Origin of the sequence: Streptomyces sp. NPDC050263 (genome assembly GCF_040655955.1) — a bacterium.
Classification (GTDB): domain Bacteria; phylum Actinomycetota; class Actinomycetes; order Streptomycetales; family Streptomycetaceae; genus Streptomyces.
The window spans coordinates 21,771-39,074 of the sequence record NZ_JBFAKW010000032.1; the positions used below are offsets into that span (position 1 = coordinate 21,771).

The window sequence follows — 17,304 nt, forward strand, 5'->3', positions numbered from 1 at the left end:
GCGCGGGGCGCGGGGTGCGGGCGGGAAGACGTCGGTACGGCGGCGAAAGTCTACGGCCGCCGGTCCACACGACTGGCTCAGGCGGATGCCCTCGTGGGCGTGGCATGGGCGGAAGCGCCGGCGGGCGAGTCCATAGTGGGCGCACAGCCGTGCAGACACCTTGGGGGTCCCCGCCCATGAGCAGAGTCGAACAGCCGTCCCGCCGATCCGTCCTCGCCACCGTGGTCGCCGCCGCGCTGGCCGGGGGCTCGGCCCCGTCCGCGACGGCCGCCGACGCAGAGGCGACAAGGGGCTCCGGCCGGCGCGGGGACACCGGGGACACCGGGGACACGGAATCGGCCCCCGCCCGCTCCGTCGACTACCGCGCCTGGATCACGTACGCGGACTGGAGCGCCGGCACCGCCCGGGGCGCCCGTGCCGTCGCGGGCGACCGTCCCGGCGTCGCCGTCGCCACCCCCCTCGGCACCGTCGACTACACCGACCCGCACACCAAGGCCACCGCCGCCTGGGAGCACGCGACCTGGACCTCCCCGCCGCACGCGCTCGCCGTCCCCTCGACGGAGGTGATCGCCTCCTGGAACGCGAGCACCCCGGCCGGGACCTGGCTCCAGGTGGAGCTGAAGGGCGCCTACTCCGACGGCACGGACACGCCCTGGTACGTGATGGGCCGCTGGGCCTCCGGCGACCAGGACGTCAAACGGACCTCGGTCGACGGCCAGAGCGACGGCAGAAGCACCGTGTGGACCGACACCCTCGCGATCGACGACGCCTCGACGGGCCTGCGCGTCGCCTCGTACCGCCTCCGGCTCACCCTGTACCGCCGCCCCGGCACCCAGCTCACCCCGACCGTGTGGCGGCTCGGGGCGATGGGCTCCGACGTCCCGGACCGCTTCACCGTCCCTGCCTCCGTGCCCGGCCTCGCGCACGAGCTGAGCGTCCCGCGCTACTCGCAGGAGATCCACCAGGGCCAGTACCCCGAGTACGACAGCGGCGGCGAGGCCTGGTGCAGCCCGACCTCCTCGCAGATGATCGTCGAGTACTGGGGCGGCCGGCTCAGCGCCCAGCAGCTGGCATGGGTCGATCCCGCCTACGCCGACCCGCAGGTGTGCCACGCGGCCCGCTTCACCTACGACCACCAGTACGGCGGCTGCGGCAACTGGCCGTTCAACGCCGCCTACGCGGCCACCTTCGCCGACCTCCAGGGCGTGGTCACCCGGCTCGGCTCGCTCACCGACCTCGAGACGCTGATCGCCGCCGGGATCCCGGCCATGACGTCCCAGTCCTTCCTCAAGGAGGAGCTCACCGGAGCGGGGTACGGCACGGCCGGGCACCTGATGACCGTGATCGGCTTCACGGCGGCCGGCGATGTGATCGCCAACGATCCCTACTCGGCGAACGACTCGGCGGTGCGGCGCGTGTACCGGCGGCGGGAGTTCGAGAACGTCTGGCTCAGGAGCAAGCGCCACAACGCGAGCGGCAATGTGGTCTCCGGCACCGGAGGCGTCTGCTACCTCTACTTCCCGGCCCGTCCGACCGCGCGCCAGTGCCAGGCCCTCACGGCGGTGGGCGTCCCCGTGTGAGCAAGGTCTCTGTCGCAAATGCCTCGCGAGGTGGCAAGGTGGACGGATGACCGCACAGACTGCCACCGCCGCCCGCACCCGCACCGGCGGCCCCGGGGCCGCCGGCCCGAAGCTCCTGGAACACGTCATGGGCTGGGTCCTCGTCGCGGTCGTCGCGATGCTGATCACCCAGCTGGGACTGCTGTGACGGGCGTGACCTGACGCACGGTTGACCTGACATACTGCGGATGTCCCGCAGACTGCCCGAGACCAGGGTCGAAATTGAATATCAGTGAACAGCGCGAAGTCGCCCGTCCCCGGGCACGCGGCACCGAGCGCTCACTGGCGCGTCGCGCCGAACTCATCTCCATCGGGCGGAAGTTGTTCGCCGACACGTCCTACGACGCGCTCTCGATGGACGACATCGCCCGGCAGGCGCACGTCGCCAAGGGGCTGATCTACTACTACTTCCAGTCCAAGCGCGGCTACTACCTGGCGATCATCCAGGACTCCGTCGCGGATCTGGTCACCTTCGCGGCGAGCGGTCACGAACTTCCCCAGGTGGACCGGGTGCACCGCACCATCGACAGCTACCTGCGCTACGCCGAGCACAACCAGGCCGCCTACCGGACGATCGTCAGCGGCGGCGTCGGCTTCGACACCGAGGTGCACGCCATCCGGGACGGGGTGCGCGCGGCCATCGTCGCGACCATCGCCGAAGGCGCGTACGGCAGCGGCGACATCCCGCCGCTGCCCCGCATGGGCCTGCTCGCCTGGGTGTGCAGCGTCGAGGGCGCCACCCTGGAGTGGATCGCCCGCCCCGAACTCTCCCGCGAGGTCATGGGCGACCTGCTGGTGAAGACCCTGGGCGGCTCCATGCGCGCCATCGAGGAACTCGACCCCGCCTTCCCCACCCCGAAGCCGGCCCGGCGCGAGGACTGACGCACCGGACAACGGCACTTGGGGCGAAGGCTCGTGGTCCTCCGCCCCAAGTGCCTTGTTCGGTGGCCTACTTGATCGCCTTGATCAGCTCACCGTTCGCGGTGTCCCCGCTCAGTTCCCAGAAGAACGTGCCGCCCAGGCCCTGCTTCGACTTGTACTTCATCTTCGTGGCGATGGTCGCCGGGGTGTCGTAACTCCACCAGTCGTTCCCGCACTTGGCGTACGCGGTGCCGCCGACCGTGCCGGTCGCCGGGCACTTGGTCTTGAGCACCTTGTAGTCCTCGTTGCCCGCCTCGTACGTGCCCGCCGCCGGCCCGGTGGCCGTGCCGCCCGGCTTCGCCTGGGTGACGCCGGTCCAGCCGCGCCCGTAGAAGCCGATGCCGAGGAGCAGCTTGCGCGCCGGGATGCCCAGGCTCTTCAGCTTGGCGATCGTGGCGGCGGAGTCGTAGCCCTGCTGCGGAATGCCGGGGTATGAGGTCAGCGGCGAGTGCGGTGCCGTCGGGCCGGTGGCCGCCCAGGCGCCGAAGTAGTCGTAGGTCATCGGGTTGTACCAGTCGACGTAACGTGCCGCGCCGGCGTAGTCCGCCGCGTCGATCTTGCCGCCGCTGGTGGCGTCCGCGGTGATCGCCGCGGTGATCAGCTCCCGCTTGCCGAACTCGGCGCGCAGCGCCTTCATGACGTCCCGGAACGCCTCGCGGCCGCTGGTGTCGCAGGTGAGGCCGCAGGCGTTCGGGTACTCCCAGTCGATGTCTATGCCGTCGAAGACGTCCGCCCACCGGGAGTTCTCGACGAGGTCGTGGCAGGACTTGGCGAAGGCCGCCGGGTCCTTGGCCGCCTCGCCGAAGCCGCCCGACCAGCTCCAGCCGCCGAACGACCAGATGACCTTGAGGTTCGGGTGCAGTTTCTTCAGCTTGCGCAGCTGGTTGAAGTTGCCGCTGAGCGGCTGGTCCGCGGTGTCGGCGACGCCGTCCACGGACTCCTCGGCGGTGAACGGCTTGTCGGTGTCCGCCCAGGAGTCGCCGAGGGCGCACTTGCCGTCGGTCACGTTGCCGAAGGCGTAGTTGATGTGGGTGAGCTTCTTCGCGGAGCCGGACGTCTCGATGTTCTTGACGTAGTACTGCCGGTCGTAGATGCCCCAGTCGGTGAAGTAGCCGACGACCTTGGAGCCTGCTGCGCCGGTCGTGCCGACGGCCTGGCCCGCGGCGGGGCCGGGCTCTTCGGCGGTGGCGGTGCCGGTGCCCGCGCCGGCGAGCAGGGCGGCGCCGAGAGCGGCGCAACAGGCGGCTGTCAGGAGCGTCCGGAACCGGGCGCGGGGGTGGAGCGGGGTGTGCATCGGGTGTCTCCTCGCAGGGACAGGCAGGGGGACGGGGGGTGGCGACAGAGAGGGGATCGCATGCCGATTGGCATGAACGCGGGGAAGCGTTGGACCGAAACGGTAGGTGGACTAGACCAGTCAGGTCAATGGTTTGGACCAATCAGTCGTGCGGCGACGGCTCCCCGCGCGCATACTCACAGCGCGAAGCAGCGAGTCCAGGGAGGAGGAAGCCGTCATGCCCGACCGCCCGCCGACGCCGGTGGACCGCGTCCTGCCCACGGCCGAGGCCAGGCACCTCATGACGCTGGTTCGCGACATCGCCCGCCGCGAGATCGCGCCGGCCGCCGCGGAGGAGGAGGACGCCGGCCGCTTCCCGCGCGAGCTGTTCACCCTCCTGTCCGAATCGGGGCTGCTCGGCCTCCCCTACGACTCCGCGTACGGCGGCGGCGACCAGCCCTACGAGGTCTATCTCCAGGTCCTCGAAGAGCTCGCCGCGGCCCGGCTCACCGTCGGACTCGGCGTCGGCGTGCACACCCTGGCCGCCTACGCGCTCGCCGCCCACGGCACGCGGGAGCAGCGGGCCGCGCACCTGCCCGCCGTGCTCGGCGGCGGACTGCTCGGCGCGTACTGCCTGTCCGAGCCGTCCTCCGGATCGGACGCGGCCTCGCTGCGGACCCGGGCCGTGCGGGAGGGCGGGGGAGACTGGGTGATCACCGGCGCCAAGGCCTGGATCACCCACGGCGGGATCGCCGACTTCTACACCGTCATGGCCCGCACCGGCGGCGCGGGCCCGCGGGGGATCACGGCGTTCCTCGTGCCCGCCGACGCCGCGGGCCTGAGCGCCGCGGCCCCCGAGCGGAAGATGGGGCTGAAGGGATCGCCCACCGCCCAGGTCCACTTCGACGGCGTGCGCGTCCCGGACGCCCGGCGCCTCGGCGACGAGGGTCAAGGCTTCGCGATAGCCCTGGCCGCGCTGGACTCGGGGCGGCTCGGCATCGCCGCCTGCGCGGTCGGCCTCGCCCAGGCCGCCCTCGACGAGGCCGTCGCCTACGCGGGGCAGCGGCGGCAGTTCGGGCGGCCGATCGCCGACTTCCAGGGGCTGCGCTTCCTGCTCGCCGACATGGCGACCCGGATCGAGGCGGGCCGGGCGCTGTATCTGGCCGCGGCGCGGCTGCGGGACGCCGGGCGGCCGTTCGCCCGGCAGGCGGCCATGGCCAAACTCCACTGCACGGACGCCGCCATGCAGATCACCGTCGACGCCGTCCAGGTGCTGGGCGGGTACGGCTACACCGCCGACTTCCCCGTCGAGCGCTACCTGCGCGAGGCCAAGGTCCTGCAGATCGTCGAGGGGACGAACCAGATCCAGCGGATGGTCATCGCCCGTCACCTGCTGGGTCCGGAGAGCCGCTGAACTGCCCCGGCCGCACCTGCGGGGCCGCCAGCCGCACCCACTCCGGGTCGTGGCGTCCCGGCAGGGTGCGACCCCGCTCGGCCCACAGGCGCAGCAGCGCGCGGTAGATGGGCGGGTCCTGAGGGGCCGGCGGAACCAGCGGAACCGATTCTGCGCGGACGGGCTCGGCGCGGCGGGATTCCGTGCGGCCGGATTCCGTGCGGCCGGATTCCGCGCGGCCTGGTTCCGGGCGCGGCGGGACGAAGAGCTGGCGGTGACGCCCGGGCGCAGCCGAATAGGTGGGGGTCATACCAGGGCAACGCGCGCCCACGGGGCAGGTCACCGGACGGCGTGGTCGGGCGTGAGTTCGGGGAGTGCCCCGGTTCCGGGCCGACTTTCATCCGGTCGCGGGACAGTGTCTGACGTACCGTCAAATCCCTTGCCCTCAGGGAGGTGCGCTCATGGACGACGACCGCCCCGTGCCGCTCGACGAGTACCCCGTCCACCAGGTGCCCCTGTCGATGAAGCACGTCGCGACCGGGGACCGCAACGCCTACGACCGCTGCATCTTTCACGTCCTCGACCACGAGGGCCGGGCCCTGCTCGTCGTCGGCCTCGGGGTCTACCCCAACCTCGGCGTGATCGACGCCTACGCCACCCTGCGCCTAGGCGATCGCCTGTACGCCGTCCGCGCCTCCGAGGGCCACGGGATCTTCGAACACGGTTCGTTCGGCCGCCACGACCCGAGCGGCTTCACCGGCTTCGACTCCGTAGCTCCGCAGGGGAGTTGAGAGCATGCCTACGGCACCGCGGCCCCGCACCACCACCCGGGATCCGGAGGAACTGGCCCGCCGTCTGACCGCCTGGCTCGCCACCCGGCTGCCGGGCGCCAAGGCGGTCGGCGTGACCGTCCCCGCCGCCAACGGCATGTCCAGCGACACCCTGCTCTTCGACGTCGAACACCCTCGACCGCCCGTCCGCGCCTGTGCGTTGAGGCTCGCGGCGGATCCCGCGGCGTACACCGTCTTCCCCGTGTACGGCATGGCCCGTCAGTACCGCACGATGCGAGTCGTCGCCGAGTGCACGGACGTGCCCGTGCCCCGTGTGCTGTGGCTCGAGGAGGACCCCGGCCCGCTCGGCGCGCCCTTCCTCGTCATGGAACGCGTAGAGGGGCGGGTCCCGCCCGATGTGATGCCCTACACCTACGAGGGCAACTGGCTGCACGCGGCCAGCGACACGGAACGGGAGCGCCTGGAGGCCGCGACGATCGGACTGCCGGCCCGGCTGCACGACCAAGTGCCCCTGGAGAGAGCCGAGTTCCTTGCTCTCCCCGGCGAAGGCGACGCGCTGCGCCGGCATGTCGCCGCCCAACGGGCCTTCCCCCACTCTCGGCTTCGCTCGAGCGGGAGGGACCCCCATCGCCTGGGTCGTCGACGGCCTCGCCCGCTCACCGCTCATCGAGGACGCCTTCGACCGGCTGGCGCAGCTGTGGCCCCACGACCCGGGCGCACCCGTCCTGAACTGGGGCGACGCCCGCATCGGGAACGTGATCCACGACGGCTTCGAGCCCGTGGCCGTCCTCGACTGGGAGATGGCGGCGCTCGCCCCGCGCGAGGTGGACCTCGGCTGGACGCTCTGCCTGCACCGCTTCTTCCAGGACCTCACGGTCGCCTCCGGCGGGCGCGGACTGCCCGACTTCCTGCGCCGGGAACGCGTCGAGGAACGCTATGCGCGGCTGACCGGCCACACCCCGCGGGACATGGACTTCTACACGCTGTACGCCGCGCTGCGGCAGGCGATCGTGATGCTGCGGGTGGCCTGTCGGCAGGTGTACTTCGGCGAGGCAGCCGTCCCGGCCGATCCGGACACACTGATCCTGCACCACGACAGCCTGCGGGCCATGGTGCAGGGCAGCTACTGGGGTTGAGCCGGTGCGACGGGCGCGGGAGCCGAGCTCAGGCGGCCGCGCGGCGCATCGTCGGCACGCGCATCGGGCGCGAGGCCGGGCCGCCGACGTGCGAGAAGGGCTGGGTGCGCCAGTCGAGCCCCTGAGGGAGCGTCAGCAGGAGTGCGGTGTCCTGCTCCTGGAGTTCCACGGACTCGTCCGCGGGCCGGGCCTCGGAGGCTCCGCGCCCGGTACCGGCGCAGACCGTGAGCCCGAACGGGTTCCACGGCGAGGCGCACAGCGCGTGCTCCGGCAGCACCTCCTCGTCCGCCAGCAGCGCGATGGGCTGCGCGCAGTCCGGGCAGATCACCCGGTACATCTCGAAGGTGTCGTACGCGTCGAAGTGGTCGGCTTCGTCGACGTCGAAACCGTCGGAGTCGAAGGGTTCGACGCCCTCCGGCTCGGGCTCGACGACCGACTGGAGCCGCTTGGGCGCGGTGCGACCAGGGCGCTTAAGACTCTGCATGGGATTCTCCCCCTAGGGCTGGGCCGTGACGGCACTGCGGCCTCGACCACAGCAAGCACTTCCCACCCCGTCTCGGCGGTAATCACGAGGGCATCACGAAGCCTTGACGAGTGCTGTGGCATTCGTCACATGCCACTTGCAGGTGCCCTGGGCGCGGCCCGAGTGCGTCAGGCGGCCCACAAGTGACCCACGGCGCGCTCGTGGCCGGTCTTCGGGCGCATCACAAACCGGCTATGACCTGGGCTGTATAGGTATACGTGGAGATCGCGCGCACGGTAAGTTCTTGCGTCATGGAGGAGCTGGACCGACAAATCGTGCAGCTGCTCGTCAAGGACGGGCGGATGAGTTACACCGATCTGGGCAAGGCCACGGGCCTGTCCACCTCGGCCGTGCACCAGCGCGTGCGCCGGCTGGAACAGCGCGGGGTCATCCGCGGGTATGCGGCCGTCGTCGACTCGGACGCCGTCGGGCTGCCCCTGACCGCCTTCATCTCGGTGAAACCGTTCGACCCCAGTGCCCCCGACGACATCGCCGAGCGGCTGGCCGGCGTGCCGGAGATCGAGGCCTGCCACAGCGTGGCCGGCGACGAGAACTACATCCTCAAGGTCCGCGTGGCCACCCCGCACGAGCTGGAGGAGCTGCTGGGACGGCTCCGGGCGCTCGCCGGAGTGTCGACGCGCACGACGGTCGTGCTGTCCACCCCCTACGAGGCCCGGCCGCCGCGGATCTGAGGGTCCCCGTGCCGGGGCGGCCCCGGCGAGGCGCGAGACTGTTCCCCATGAGCGAGCGCACCCCCGAGCCGAACACCGTCCTGCTCCGCCGAGGAGAGGTCCACAGCCCCGCCGACCCGTTCGCGACCGCGATGGTCGTCGAGCGCGGCCAGGTCGCCTGGGTCGGCTCCGAAGGCGCCGCCGACGCCTTCGCGGACGACGTCGACGACGTGGTCGACCTGGATGGCGCGCTCGTCACCCCGGCGTTCACCGACGCCCATGTGCACACCACCTCCACCGGCCTCGCGCTGACCGGACTCGATCTGTCCGCCGCCCCCTCCCTGGCGGCCGCTCTCACCCTCGTCCGGGACTTCGCGTCGGCCCGTCCGTACGACAAGGTGCTGCTCGGACACGGCTGGGACGCCTCCCGCTGGCCGGAGGGCCGCCCGCCCCGACGCGCCGAACTGGACGCGGCCACCGGCGGCCGCGCGCTCTACCTCAGCCGGATCGACGTCCACTCGGCCGTGGTCGGCAGCGCTCTGCTCGACCTGGCGCCCGGGGCCCGCACGGCGGCCGGCCGGGCCGAGGACGGGCCGCTCACCCGCGACGCCCACCACGCCGTCCGCGCCGCCGCGTTCGCAGCTGTGACGCCCGCCCATCGTGCCGAGGCCCAGCGGACCGCCCTCGCGCACGCCGTCTCGCTCGGCATCGGCTCCGTCCACGAGTGCGCCGGCCCGGAGATCTCCTCCGAGGACGACTTCACCGATCTGCTCCGGCTCGCCGCCGAGGAACCCGGCCCGCGGGTCGTCGGCTACTGGGCCGAGCAGGATGTCGACAAGACCCGGCGGCTCGGCGCGCTGGGCGCCGCCGGAGACCTGTTCGTCGACGGCGCCCTCGGTTCCCACACCGCCTGTCTGCACGCCCCGTACACCGACGCCGGCCACACCGGCACCGCCTACCTGGGCGCCGCCGAGGTCGCCGCGCATGTGACGGCCTGCACCGAGGCCGGCCTCCAGGCGGGCTTCCACGCCATCGGCGACGCCGCCGTGACCGCCGTCGTCGAGGGCGTGCGCGCCGCCGCGGAGAAGGTCGGCCTCACCCGGATCCGCGCCGCCCGCCACCGGGTGGAACACGCGGAGATGCTCACGCCCGAGACGATCGCCGCCTTCGCCGAACTCGGCCTCACCGCCTCGGTCCAGCCCGCCTTCGACGCCCTGTGGGGCGGCGCGGAGGGCATGTACGCCCAGCGCCTGGGCGCCGAGCGGGCCCGCACCCTGAACCCCTTCGCGGCCCTGCTGCGGGCCGGTGTCCCGCTCGCCTTCGGCTCCGACAGCCCGGTCACCCCCCTCGACCCGTGGGGCACGATCCGCGCCGCCGCCTTCCATCGCACCACCGAGCACCGCGTCTCCGTACGCGCCGCGTTCACGGCCCACACCCGCGGCGGCTGGCGGGCGATCGGCCGCGACGACGCGGGCGTCCTGGTCCCGGGCGCCCCCGCGGACTACGCGGTCTGGCGGACGGACGAACTCGTCGTCCAGGCCCCCGACGACCGGGTCGCGCGCTGGTCCACCGACCCCCGTTCGGGCACCCCCGGGCTGCCCGACCTGACCCCCGGCGCCGACCTTCCGGTGTGCCTGCGCACGGTGGTGGGCGGACGTACGGTGTTCGTGCGGCCGAGCGAGTGATCTCCCGGGGCCGCGCGGCGAAGATCACCCGTCCGCCCGCTGCAGTGCGACCTGCGTCTCCTCCCCGCTGACCAGGGCATTGGTCGAAGACCCGCAGGTCAAACAGCTGTTGACAGCCTCCTGCGGAGGGCCGGTAGGTTCGGCGGAGTCCACCACCGGACGCCCCGCCGGGGAACATCCGCGCGCTCGCCGCGGCGCCGCTGGGTCAGGGACGGTGTGCCGCACCGGCGCACCGCCACTGGCAGCCAGGCTCAGCGCCCGTGCCGCAGCGAGGGAACGTTCCGGCCGGTCGGGGAGGTGTGACCCGGGTGGGGCCCGGGCGCTCAGTAGACAACGGCATTCGGTCGACCCGCAGCCAGCGGGGCCCGGGCCGGCCCGAAGGGCGCCGGGCCCCCATCCGCAGCGGGCTATCCCGCACCCGTGCGGGGTAGGTGTGTACATACGAGCGCAAAAGCAGATTCTTACCCCGCTCTTGGGGATGCGACACCACCATTCGAACGTCCAGTCACGTCCGCGTCAGCGGCGGCCACTATGGTGGTCCCCTGCGTACGGACATGAAGGGGCAGTAGTGAACGACGGCGACGGGACCCTCGCGGCACAGGACCGAGTGAGGCAGTTCGGCCCGCTCGGCACGGCTTTGGTGATCATCCCGACCTACAACGAGGCGGAGAACATCAAGAGCATCGTCGGCCGGGTGCGCGAGGCCGTCCCCGAGGCCCACGTCCTGGTGGCCGACGACAACAGCCCCGACGGCACCGGCAAGCTCGCCGACGAACTGGCCGTCGGGGACGACCAGGTCCAGGTCCTGCACCGCAAGGGCAAGGAAGGCCTCGGCGCCGCCTATCTCGCGGGCTTCCGCTGGGGCCTGGAGAACGGCTACGGCGTACTGATCGAGATGGACGCCGACGGCTCCCACCAGCCCGAGGAACTCCCGCGCCTGCTCACCGCGCTCAAGGGCGCCGACCTGGTCCTGGGGTCGCGCTGGGTGCCGGGCGGCCGCGTGGTGAACTGGCCCAAGTCCCGCGAGGTCATCTCCCGCGGCGGCAGCCTCTACTCCCGCCTCGCCCTCGACCTCCCGCTGCGCGACATCACCGGCGGCTACCGCGCCTTCCGCCGCGAGACGCTGGAGGGCCTCGGCCTCGACGAGGTCGCCTCCCAGGGCTACTGCTTCCAGGTCGACCTCGCCCGCCGCGCGGTCAGAGCCGGGTTCCACGTCGTCGAGGTGCCCATCACCTTCGTCGAGCGCGAGCACGGCGACTCCAAGATGAGCCGCGACATCCTCGTCGAGGCGCTGTGGCGGGTCACGGCCTGGGGCGTGGGGGAGCGGGTCGGCAAGATCACCGGCCGCGCCGCCGACCAGCCGGAGCGCTCGGAGCCCTCGAAGCCCTCCGCAAAGTCTCACAGCGACGGCTGACGGTCCCCTTATCCCGCTCTGAGCCGGGTCCGGGCACACTGGAAGCATGACGACAGGCGCCCCGACCCCCGCATACCGGACTTCGACGTCCCAGCAGCCCCGCCGCTCCCGTCTGCGGACGCTCCTGCCGCTGGGCCTCGCCGCGTGGCTGGTGCTGGAGATCTGGCTGCTGACCGTGGTCGCGGGCGCGGCCGGCGGCTTCACGGTCTTCCTGCTGCTGCTCGCCGGGTTCCTGCTCGGCGCGATGGTCATCAAGCGGGCGGGCCGCCGGGCCTTCAAGAACCTGAACGAGGCGCTTCAGCGCGGCACGGCCCCCGGTCAGGGCGGCGGCAACGGCCTCATGATGCTCGGCGGCCTCCTGCTGATGATCCCGGGCCTGGCCTCCGACGCCCTGGGCCTGCTCCTGCTGCTCCCGCCGGTCCAGAAGGCCGTCGGCGCCTACGCCGAACGCAGACTCCGCCAGGCCACCCCCGGCACCCTGGGCGACGCCTTCCAGCAGGCCCGCATCCACCGCCCGGACGGCAAGGTCGTCCCGGGCGAGGTCATCAGGGACGAGCAGTGAAAGTCAGCCCGTCCGGGCGTGCCCCCTCTGGGGGAGTTTGAGGACGAGGCCCGTTCAGGGCCGAAGGGGGTCTGGGGGCACAGCCCCCAGGGTCGGTCGCCCGACTCGCCGCACGCCGATGACCGCGGGCGCCGTACGTAACCTCACGTACGGCGCCCGCGGTCATCGGTCGTGCGCTGTATCGCCGCCCCAGCCCCGCAGGGCTACGCGGACTTGCGGCTGTCCCGGGGATGTACCGCAAGGTTCATCGCCCCGGACCGCAGAACGGCCAGCCGCTCCTCGAGGACCTCTTCGAGTTCCTCGCGGGTCCGCCGCTCCATCAGCATGTCCCAATGCGTACGCGCGGGCTTGGCCTTCTTTTCCTCAGGGCCGTCGCCGTCGACGAGGAGTGCAGGGGCTCCGCAGACCTTGCACTCCCACTCCGGCGGAATCTCCGCCTCGACCGAGAAGGGCATCTCAAAGCGATGTCCCTTCTCGCATGCGTACTCCACGGCCTGGCGCGGGGCCAGGTCGATACCGCGGTCCGTCTCGTAGCTGGTCACCACGAGGCGCGTGCCGCGAAGAGCTCGCTCACTCATGAATCGTGCCTCCCGGGCTTGTCGCCCACAGGACAGGTGTCGCTGTCGTCGTCATCCGGTCAACGTCCGGTCGGCGGTAAAGATTCCCGTTCCGAGTCCCGTTCCGGGTCGTGCGTCGCCGTCGTAGCCGCAGCCTTGTCAACCAGTGCAGTACCCACCGGCGCCCGGTTTGTCACATCTGAAAGGAGATGTCACCCAGCGTTTCGGCATCTTTGACGCGCAGTAACGGTACGCCTGGCAGGCCAAACGCGTACACTACCGCCCTTTCGCCTTGAGTGCTAAATCCTCTCGGGTACCGGATTCCCCACGTCCTCGATCGCCCGCCGCACGGGTACCCGCGCGAGCAGCAGGAACCCGATGACGAAGAAGACCACCAGCGAGATGATCGCGTCCCGGTAGCTTCCGGTGAGCTGGTAGGTGATCCCGAACAGAAGCGGGCCGAGCCAGCTCATGCCCCGGTCGCTCATCTCGTACGCGGAGAAGTACTCGGCCTCCTTGCCGGGCGGGACGAGATGGGAGAAGAGGGAGCGCGAGAGGGCCTGGCTGCCGCCGAGGACCAGCCCGATCGCGGCCGCCAGCAGGAAGAAGCCGACCGGCGCCCCGGCCGGCAGGAAGTACCCGGCGCCCAGCGTCAGCGTCCAGGCCACCAGGGAGCCGAGGATCGTCCGCTTCGCGCCGTACGTCCTGGCCAGGCGTCCCATGCCCAGCGCGCCCGCGACGGCGAGTATCTGGACCAGCAGGACGGCGCCGATCAGCGTGGACTGGCTGAGGCCGAGCTCCTCGGAGCCGTAGACCGAGGCCTGGGAGATCACGGTCTGGATGCCGTCGTTGTAGACGAGGTACGCGAGGAGGAAGGCGAGGGTCAGCGGGTGGCGGCGCATGTCGCGGACCGTCGCCGCGAGCTGGCGCAGCCCCGGAGCCGTCGCCTCCTTGCGGTCCGCCCGGGCGGCGGTCGGCCGGTCGCGCAGCCGCAGCAGCGGGACGAGCGTGAAGCCGCCCCACCACAGCCCGGCGGAGGCCAGACAGATGCGGACGGCCGTCGACTCGGAGACGCCGAAGGAGTCGTGGGCGAGGTACAGCACCAGATTGACGACCAGGACGAGCGAGCCCGCCGCATAGCCGAAGGCCCAGCCGCGGGAGGAGACCGCGTCGCGTTCCTCGGGCGGGGCGATCTGCGGCAGATAGGAGTTGTAGAGCATCATCGACACGGACTGGGCCGCGTTCGCCACGATCAGCAGCACGCCGCCGAGCAGATAGCGGTCGCCGCCCAGGAAGAACATGCAGGCGGTGGCCGTGGCGCCCACATAGGCGGCGGCGCCCAGCAGAGGCTTCTTGCGGCCGGTCCGGTCGGCGGCCGCGCCCACCAGGGGCATGACCAGGACGGCCACGATCACCGACAGGGACACCGAGTACGCGAAGAACGAGCCCGCGCGGACCGGGATGCCCAAGGGGTGCACATATCCGTCGGCGTCCGCCGCGTGCTTGGCGACCGACGTCAGGTACGGGCCGAGGAACACGGTCAGCACGCTCGTCGAGTAGACGGAGCACGCCCAGTCGTAGAAGTACCAGCCGCGCTGCTCGCGCCGCCGCCCGGCGGCCTCGTCGGACGCCGTCGTCCGCACGGTGTCGATGCCCACCCGCGCCCTCGCTTCCCGCTCCCGCAACCGCGCGCGGGGGCGGGCCCGAGGTCAGACCCAGACGCCCCGGTCCTCCATGACCTTGCGCAACGTGTCGATGTGATCGGTCATGATGCCATCGACTCCCAGGTCCAGGAGCCGGTGCATCCGATCCGCGTCGTTGATCGTCCACACGTGCACCTGCAGCCCGCGCGCGTGGGCGGCGCGGACGAAGCGCCGGTCCACGACCTGGATGCCCGACTGGGCCTCGGGCACCTGCGCGGCGACCGCCGAGCCGCGCAGCGCCGCGGGCACGCCCCAGGACCGCAGCCGCAGGTTGAGCACGCCCCGGGTGCCGTACGACGTCGCCAGGCGTGGCCCGGCCAGCCGCTGGGCACGCACCACCCGGGCCTCCGAGAACGAGCCGACGCAGACGCGGTCCCACGCGTCCTTGGCCGCGATCAGCTTGAGCAGAGGGTGCAGGGCGGGCTCCGCCTTGAGGTCGACGTTCCACCGCGCCTCGGGGAACGTCTCCAGCAGCTCCTCGAAGAGCGGCACCGGCTCGTTCCCCGCCACGCGCGCGTGGCGCACGTCCGACCACGGGAGGTCGGCGATGCGGCCGGCGCCGTCGGTCAGCCGGTCCAGCGTCGCGTCGTGGAAGGCGACGAGCCTGCCGTCCAGCGTGGCGTGCACATCGGTCTCCAGGTAGCGGTAGCCCGCCTCGACCGCGCGCCGGAACTGCGCCACGGTGTTCTCCAGACCGTCCGCGGCCCCGCCGCGATGCGCGAACGGAATGGGTCCGGGATGGTCGAGGTACGGGTGGCGTATCACGGTGGTCACGGACGAAGTATTGCTCCCTGGGGTGTCCCGGTGGCAACGACCGTGCTGCGGGCGGGTGCCGCGGGAACGGCGAACACCCGAAGGAAGAGCTGGGCGAGCGGACCGATCCCCACCGCGTAGAGCAGCGTGCCGGCTCCGATGGTGCCGCCGAGGGCGAACCCGGTCACCACGACCGCCACCTCCACCGCCGTCCGCATCAGCCGGATCGAACGTCCGGTGCGCCGGTGCAGCCCCGTCATCAGCCCGTCGCGCGGGCCCGGGCCGAACCGGGCCGCGATGTAGAGGCCGGTGGCCACCCCGTTGAGGACGATCCCGGCCAGCAGCACAGGCACCTGAACGGCCAGGGCGTGGGCCTCCGGGACGAACGCGAGCGTGCCGTCCATCGCGAGGCCGACGACGAAGACGTTGGAGACCGTGCCGAGTCCGGGGCGCTGGCGCAACGGGATCCACAGGAGCAGGACCGCCGCGCCGACGACGATCGACACCACGCCGATGGTCAGTCCGGTCAGCTCGGCGAGCCCCTGGTGCAGCACGCCCCACGGCTCCAGGCCCAGGCCCGCCTGTACGAGGAGGGCGGAGCTGGCGCCGTACAGCACGAGGCCGACGTAGAGCTGGATCAGCCGGCGGGTGAGGCGGCCGTCTTGGGTTGGCGAATCGGACAACGGGTTCCCCTGGTGGTGGTAGTGGCCTGACTCGTGACACTCTGTGGCTTGCAAGCGAACGTCATCCATGGCCAATTAGGGGAAGGTGGACTGATCAGCATGGCGCAGTGGACCTCAGCGGTGGGGGCCGCACAGCTCGCGCGACTGCTCAAGTCCCAGCAGGACCGCCCGGCGGTCCCGGGAGCGCGCCGTCCGCCCGCCTACCGCGCGCTCTCCGACGGCGTCCGGCTGCTGGTGCTGGAAGGCCGCGTTCCGGTCGCCGCCCGGCTGCCCGCCGAACGCGAACTGGCCCTCGCCCTGTCCGTGAGCCGTACGACCGTCGCCGCCGCCTACGAGGCGCTGCGCGCGGAGGGCTTCCTGGAGTCCCGGCGCGGCGCGGGCAGCTGGACGGCCGTTCCGGCGGGCAACCCGGTTCCGGCGCGCGGCCTGGAGCCGCTGCCGCCCGAGGCCCTCGGCTCGATGATCGACCTGGGCTGCGCGGCCCTGCCCGCGCCCGAGCCCTGGCTCACCCGTGCCGTGCAGGGCGCGCTGGAGGAGCTCCCGCCGTACGCCCACACGCACGGCGACTATCCGGCCGGGCTGCCCGCGCTGCGGTCGATGATCGCTGAGCGGTACACCGCGCGCGGGATCGCGACGATGCCCGAGCAGATCATGGTCACGACCGGGGCGATGGGGGCCATCGACGCCATCTGCCACCTGTTCGGCGGGCGCGGCGAGCGCATCGCCGTCGAGTCGCCCTCCTACGCCAACATCCTTCAGCTGATGCGTGAGGCGGGCGCCCGCCTGGTGCCCGTCGCGATGGCCGACGGGCTCGCCGGCTGGGACATGGACCGCTGGCGCCAGGTCCTGCGCGACGCCGCTCCGCGCATCGCCTACGTCGTCGCCGACTTCCACAACCCGACCGGCGCGCTCGCCGACGAGGACCAGCGGCGCCGACTCGTGGAGGCGGCCCGCTCCGCGGGGACCGTACTGGTCGCCGACGAGACCATGAGCGAACTGTGGCTCGACGACGACGTCGAGATGCCGCGGCCCGTGTGCGGCTTCGATCCCGCGGGGTCGACGGTGATCACGGTCGGGTCGGCGAGCAAGGCCTTCTGGGCCGGGATGCGCATCGGCTGGGTGCGGGCGGCCCCGGACGTTATCCGCAGCCTGGTCGCGGCGCGGGCCTACGCCGACATGGGCACGCCCGTGCTGGAGCAGCTGGCGGTGAACTGGTTGTTCAGCACCCGGGGCTGGGAACAGGCCGTCGAACTGCGGCGCAGCCAGGCCCGCGGGAACCGGGACGACCTCGTCGCGGCGGTGCGCCGGGAGCTGCCGGAGTGGGAGTACGCGGTGCCCAAGGGGGGGCTGACCCTGTGGGTCCGGGCCGGCGGCCTCTCCGGGTCGCGGCTCGCCGAGGCGGGGGAGCGGGTGGGCCTGCGCGTGCCGTCCGGACCCCGGTTCGGGGTCGACGGCGCCTTCGAGGGGTATGTGCGGCTGCCGTTCACCGTGGGAGGCGCGGTCGCGGAGGAGGCGGCCGCACGGCTGGCCGCCGCCGCCCGGATCGTCGAGAGCGGCGGCACGGCGGGCGGCGAGGGCCCACGCACGTTCGTCGCGTAGAAGGTGGAGGAGGGTGCGCGT

At 72.2% G+C, this 17,304-nt stretch carries 15 protein-coding genes and 2 pseudogenes; 11 read left to right on the top strand and 6 right to left on the bottom strand.

Going from position 1 to position 17,304, the window contains the following annotated elements; translation table 11 throughout:
* Positions 1 to 176: 176 nt before the first annotated feature.
* From AB0J04_RS17125 to AB0J04_RS17135, 3 genes are all read left to right on the top strand, one after another.
* Complete coding sequence (locus tag AB0J04_RS17125) at positions 177 to 1,580, top strand: peptidase C39 family protein (RefSeq protein ID WP_363169255.1); 1,404 nt, start codon at positions 177 to 179, stop codon at positions 1,578 to 1,580.
* Positions 1,581 to 1,626: 46 nt separating this feature from the next.
* A complete protein-coding gene (locus AB0J04_RS17130; protein ID WP_363169256.1) occupies positions 1,627 to 1,767 on the top strand; it encodes an SCO1431 family membrane protein in 141 nt (46 codons plus the stop codon).
* 74 nt (positions 1,768 to 1,841) lie between these two features.
* A complete protein-coding gene (locus tag AB0J04_RS17135) occupies positions 1,842 to 2,501 on the top strand; it encodes a TetR/AcrR family transcriptional regulator (RefSeq protein WP_363169257.1) in 660 nt (219 codons plus the stop codon).
* A 67-nt stretch (positions 2,502 to 2,568) separates the two neighbouring features.
* On the opposite strand, the gene AB0J04_RS17140 is transcribed toward AB0J04_RS17135, so the two are convergent.
* Positions 2,569 to 3,834, bottom strand: a complete 1,266-nt coding sequence (locus AB0J04_RS17140; protein WP_363169258.1) for a glycoside hydrolase family 18 protein — start codon at positions 3,832 to 3,834, stop codon at positions 2,569 to 2,571.
* 217 nt (positions 3,835 to 4,051) lie between these two features.
* Here AB0J04_RS17140 and AB0J04_RS17145 point away from each other — a divergent pair, with 217 nt between their 5' ends.
* The 3 genes and pseudogenes from AB0J04_RS17145 (at position 4,052) to AB0J04_RS17155 (ending at position 7,133) form a co-directional block, all read left to right on the top strand.
* The gene (locus AB0J04_RS17145) at positions 4,052 to 5,227 is read left to right on the top strand and encodes an acyl-CoA dehydrogenase family protein (RefSeq protein WP_363169259.1); all 1,176 of its coding nucleotides are present in this window, start codon (positions 4,052 to 4,054) and stop codon (positions 5,225 to 5,227) included.
* Positions 5,228 to 5,667: 440 nt separating this feature from the next.
* Positions 5,668 to 5,907: pseudogene (locus tag AB0J04_RS17150) on the top strand (hypothetical protein); the annotation flags it as partial.
* 94 nt (positions 5,908 to 6,001) lie between these two features.
* Positions 6,002 to 7,133, top strand: a pseudogene (locus AB0J04_RS17155) (phosphotransferase family protein).
* Positions 7,134 to 7,161: 28 nt separating this feature from the next.
* Here AB0J04_RS17155 and AB0J04_RS17160 read toward each other — a convergent pair.
* The gene (locus tag AB0J04_RS17160; RefSeq protein ID WP_363169261.1) at positions 7,162 to 7,617 is read right to left on the bottom strand and encodes a hypothetical protein; all 456 of its coding nucleotides are present in this window, start codon (positions 7,615 to 7,617) and stop codon (positions 7,162 to 7,164) included.
* A gap of 290 nt (positions 7,618 to 7,907) precedes the next feature.
* On the opposite strand from AB0J04_RS17160, the gene AB0J04_RS17165 reads away from it, so the two are divergent.
* The 4 genes from AB0J04_RS17165 to fxsA all read left to right on the top strand — a co-directional run bounded on the left by AB0J04_RS17165 (position 7,908) and on the right by fxsA (position 11,988).
* Entirely contained in the window at positions 7,908 to 8,348 is a 441-nt protein-coding gene (locus AB0J04_RS17165) for an Lrp/AsnC family transcriptional regulator (RefSeq protein ID WP_310433982.1), read from the top strand.
* A 47-nt stretch (positions 8,349 to 8,395) separates the two neighbouring features.
* Positions 8,396 to 10,012, top strand: coding sequence for an amidohydrolase (locus AB0J04_RS17170; RefSeq protein ID WP_363169262.1), 1,617 nt, complete (start codon positions 8,396 to 8,398; stop codon positions 10,010 to 10,012).
* Positions 10,013 to 10,580: 568 nt separating this feature from the next.
* A complete protein-coding gene (locus AB0J04_RS17175; protein ID WP_363169263.1) occupies positions 10,581 to 11,426 on the top strand; it encodes a polyprenol monophosphomannose synthase in 846 nt (281 codons plus the stop codon).
* A gap of 46 nt (positions 11,427 to 11,472) precedes the next feature.
* Positions 11,473 to 11,988, top strand: a complete 516-nt coding sequence (gene fxsA, locus AB0J04_RS17180; protein ID WP_363169264.1) for an FxsA family membrane protein — start codon at positions 11,473 to 11,475, stop codon at positions 11,986 to 11,988.
* Positions 11,989 to 12,191: 203 nt separating this feature from the next.
* On the opposite strand, the gene AB0J04_RS17185 is transcribed toward fxsA, so the two are convergent.
* The 4 genes from AB0J04_RS17185 to AB0J04_RS17200 form a co-directional block, all read right to left on the bottom strand.
* Positions 12,192 to 12,566 carry an RNA polymerase-binding protein RbpA gene (locus AB0J04_RS17185; RefSeq protein ID WP_020128921.1) on the bottom strand — a complete coding sequence of 125 codons (375 nt, stop codon included), beginning with the start codon at positions 12,564 to 12,566 and terminating at the stop codon, positions 12,192 to 12,194.
* A 278-nt stretch (positions 12,567 to 12,844) separates the two neighbouring features.
* Positions 12,845 to 14,203, bottom strand: coding sequence for an MFS transporter (locus tag AB0J04_RS17190; RefSeq protein WP_363169266.1), 1,359 nt, complete (start codon positions 14,201 to 14,203; stop codon positions 12,845 to 12,847).
* Between the two features lie 51 nt (positions 14,204 to 14,254).
* Positions 14,255 to 15,022: a glycerophosphodiester phosphodiesterase gene (locus AB0J04_RS17195; RefSeq protein WP_363169268.1), complete on the bottom strand. Its 768-nt coding sequence runs from the start codon at positions 15,020 to 15,022 to the stop codon at positions 14,255 to 14,257.
* Positions 15,019 to 15,684, bottom strand: a complete 666-nt coding sequence (locus AB0J04_RS17200) for a hypothetical protein (protein WP_363169269.1) — start codon at positions 15,682 to 15,684, stop codon at positions 15,019 to 15,021. Before AB0J04_RS17200 ends, AB0J04_RS17195 begins: the two co-directional genes overlap by 4 nt.
* Before the next feature lie 99 nt (positions 15,685 to 15,783).
* Here AB0J04_RS17200 and AB0J04_RS17205 point away from each other — a divergent pair, with 99 nt between their 5' ends.
* On the top strand, positions 15,784 to 17,283 hold the full coding sequence (locus AB0J04_RS17205) for a PLP-dependent aminotransferase family protein (RefSeq protein ID WP_363169270.1): 1,500 nt from the start codon (positions 15,784 to 15,786) through the stop codon (positions 17,281 to 17,283).
* The last annotated feature ends 21 nt before the right edge of the window (positions 17,284 to 17,304 follow it).

Coding starts and splice junctions, on each gene's coding strand:
- AB0J04_RS17125 (WP_363169255.1), top strand. CDS start 177: ATGAGCAGAGTCGAACAGCCGTCCCGCCGATCCGTCCTCGCCACCGTG.
- AB0J04_RS17130 (WP_363169256.1), top strand. CDS start 1,627: ATGACCGCACAGACTGCCACCGCCGCCCGCACCCGCACCGGCGGCCCC.
- AB0J04_RS17140 (WP_363169258.1), bottom strand. CDS start 3,834: ATGCACACCCCGCTCCACCCCCGCGCCCGGTTCCGGACGCTCCTGACA.
- AB0J04_RS17145 (WP_363169259.1), top strand. CDS start 4,052: ATGCCCGACCGCCCGCCGACGCCGGTGGACCGCGTCCTGCCCACGGCC.
- AB0J04_RS17160 (WP_363169261.1), bottom strand. CDS start 7,617: ATGCAGAGTCTTAAGCGCCCTGGTCGCACCGCGCCCAAGCGGCTCCAG.
- AB0J04_RS17165 (WP_310433982.1), top strand. CDS start 7,908: ATGGAGGAGCTGGACCGACAAATCGTGCAGCTGCTCGTCAAGGACGGG.
- AB0J04_RS17170 (WP_363169262.1), top strand. CDS start 8,396: ATGAGCGAGCGCACCCCCGAGCCGAACACCGTCCTGCTCCGCCGAGGA.
- fxsA (WP_363169264.1), top strand. CDS start 11,473: ATGACGACAGGCGCCCCGACCCCCGCATACCGGACTTCGACGTCCCAG.
- AB0J04_RS17185 (WP_020128921.1), bottom strand. CDS start 12,566: ATGAGTGAGCGAGCTCTTCGCGGCACGCGCCTCGTGGTGACCAGCTAC.
- AB0J04_RS17205 (WP_363169270.1), top strand. CDS start 15,784: ATGGCGCAGTGGACCTCAGCGGTGGGGGCCGCACAGCTCGCGCGACTG.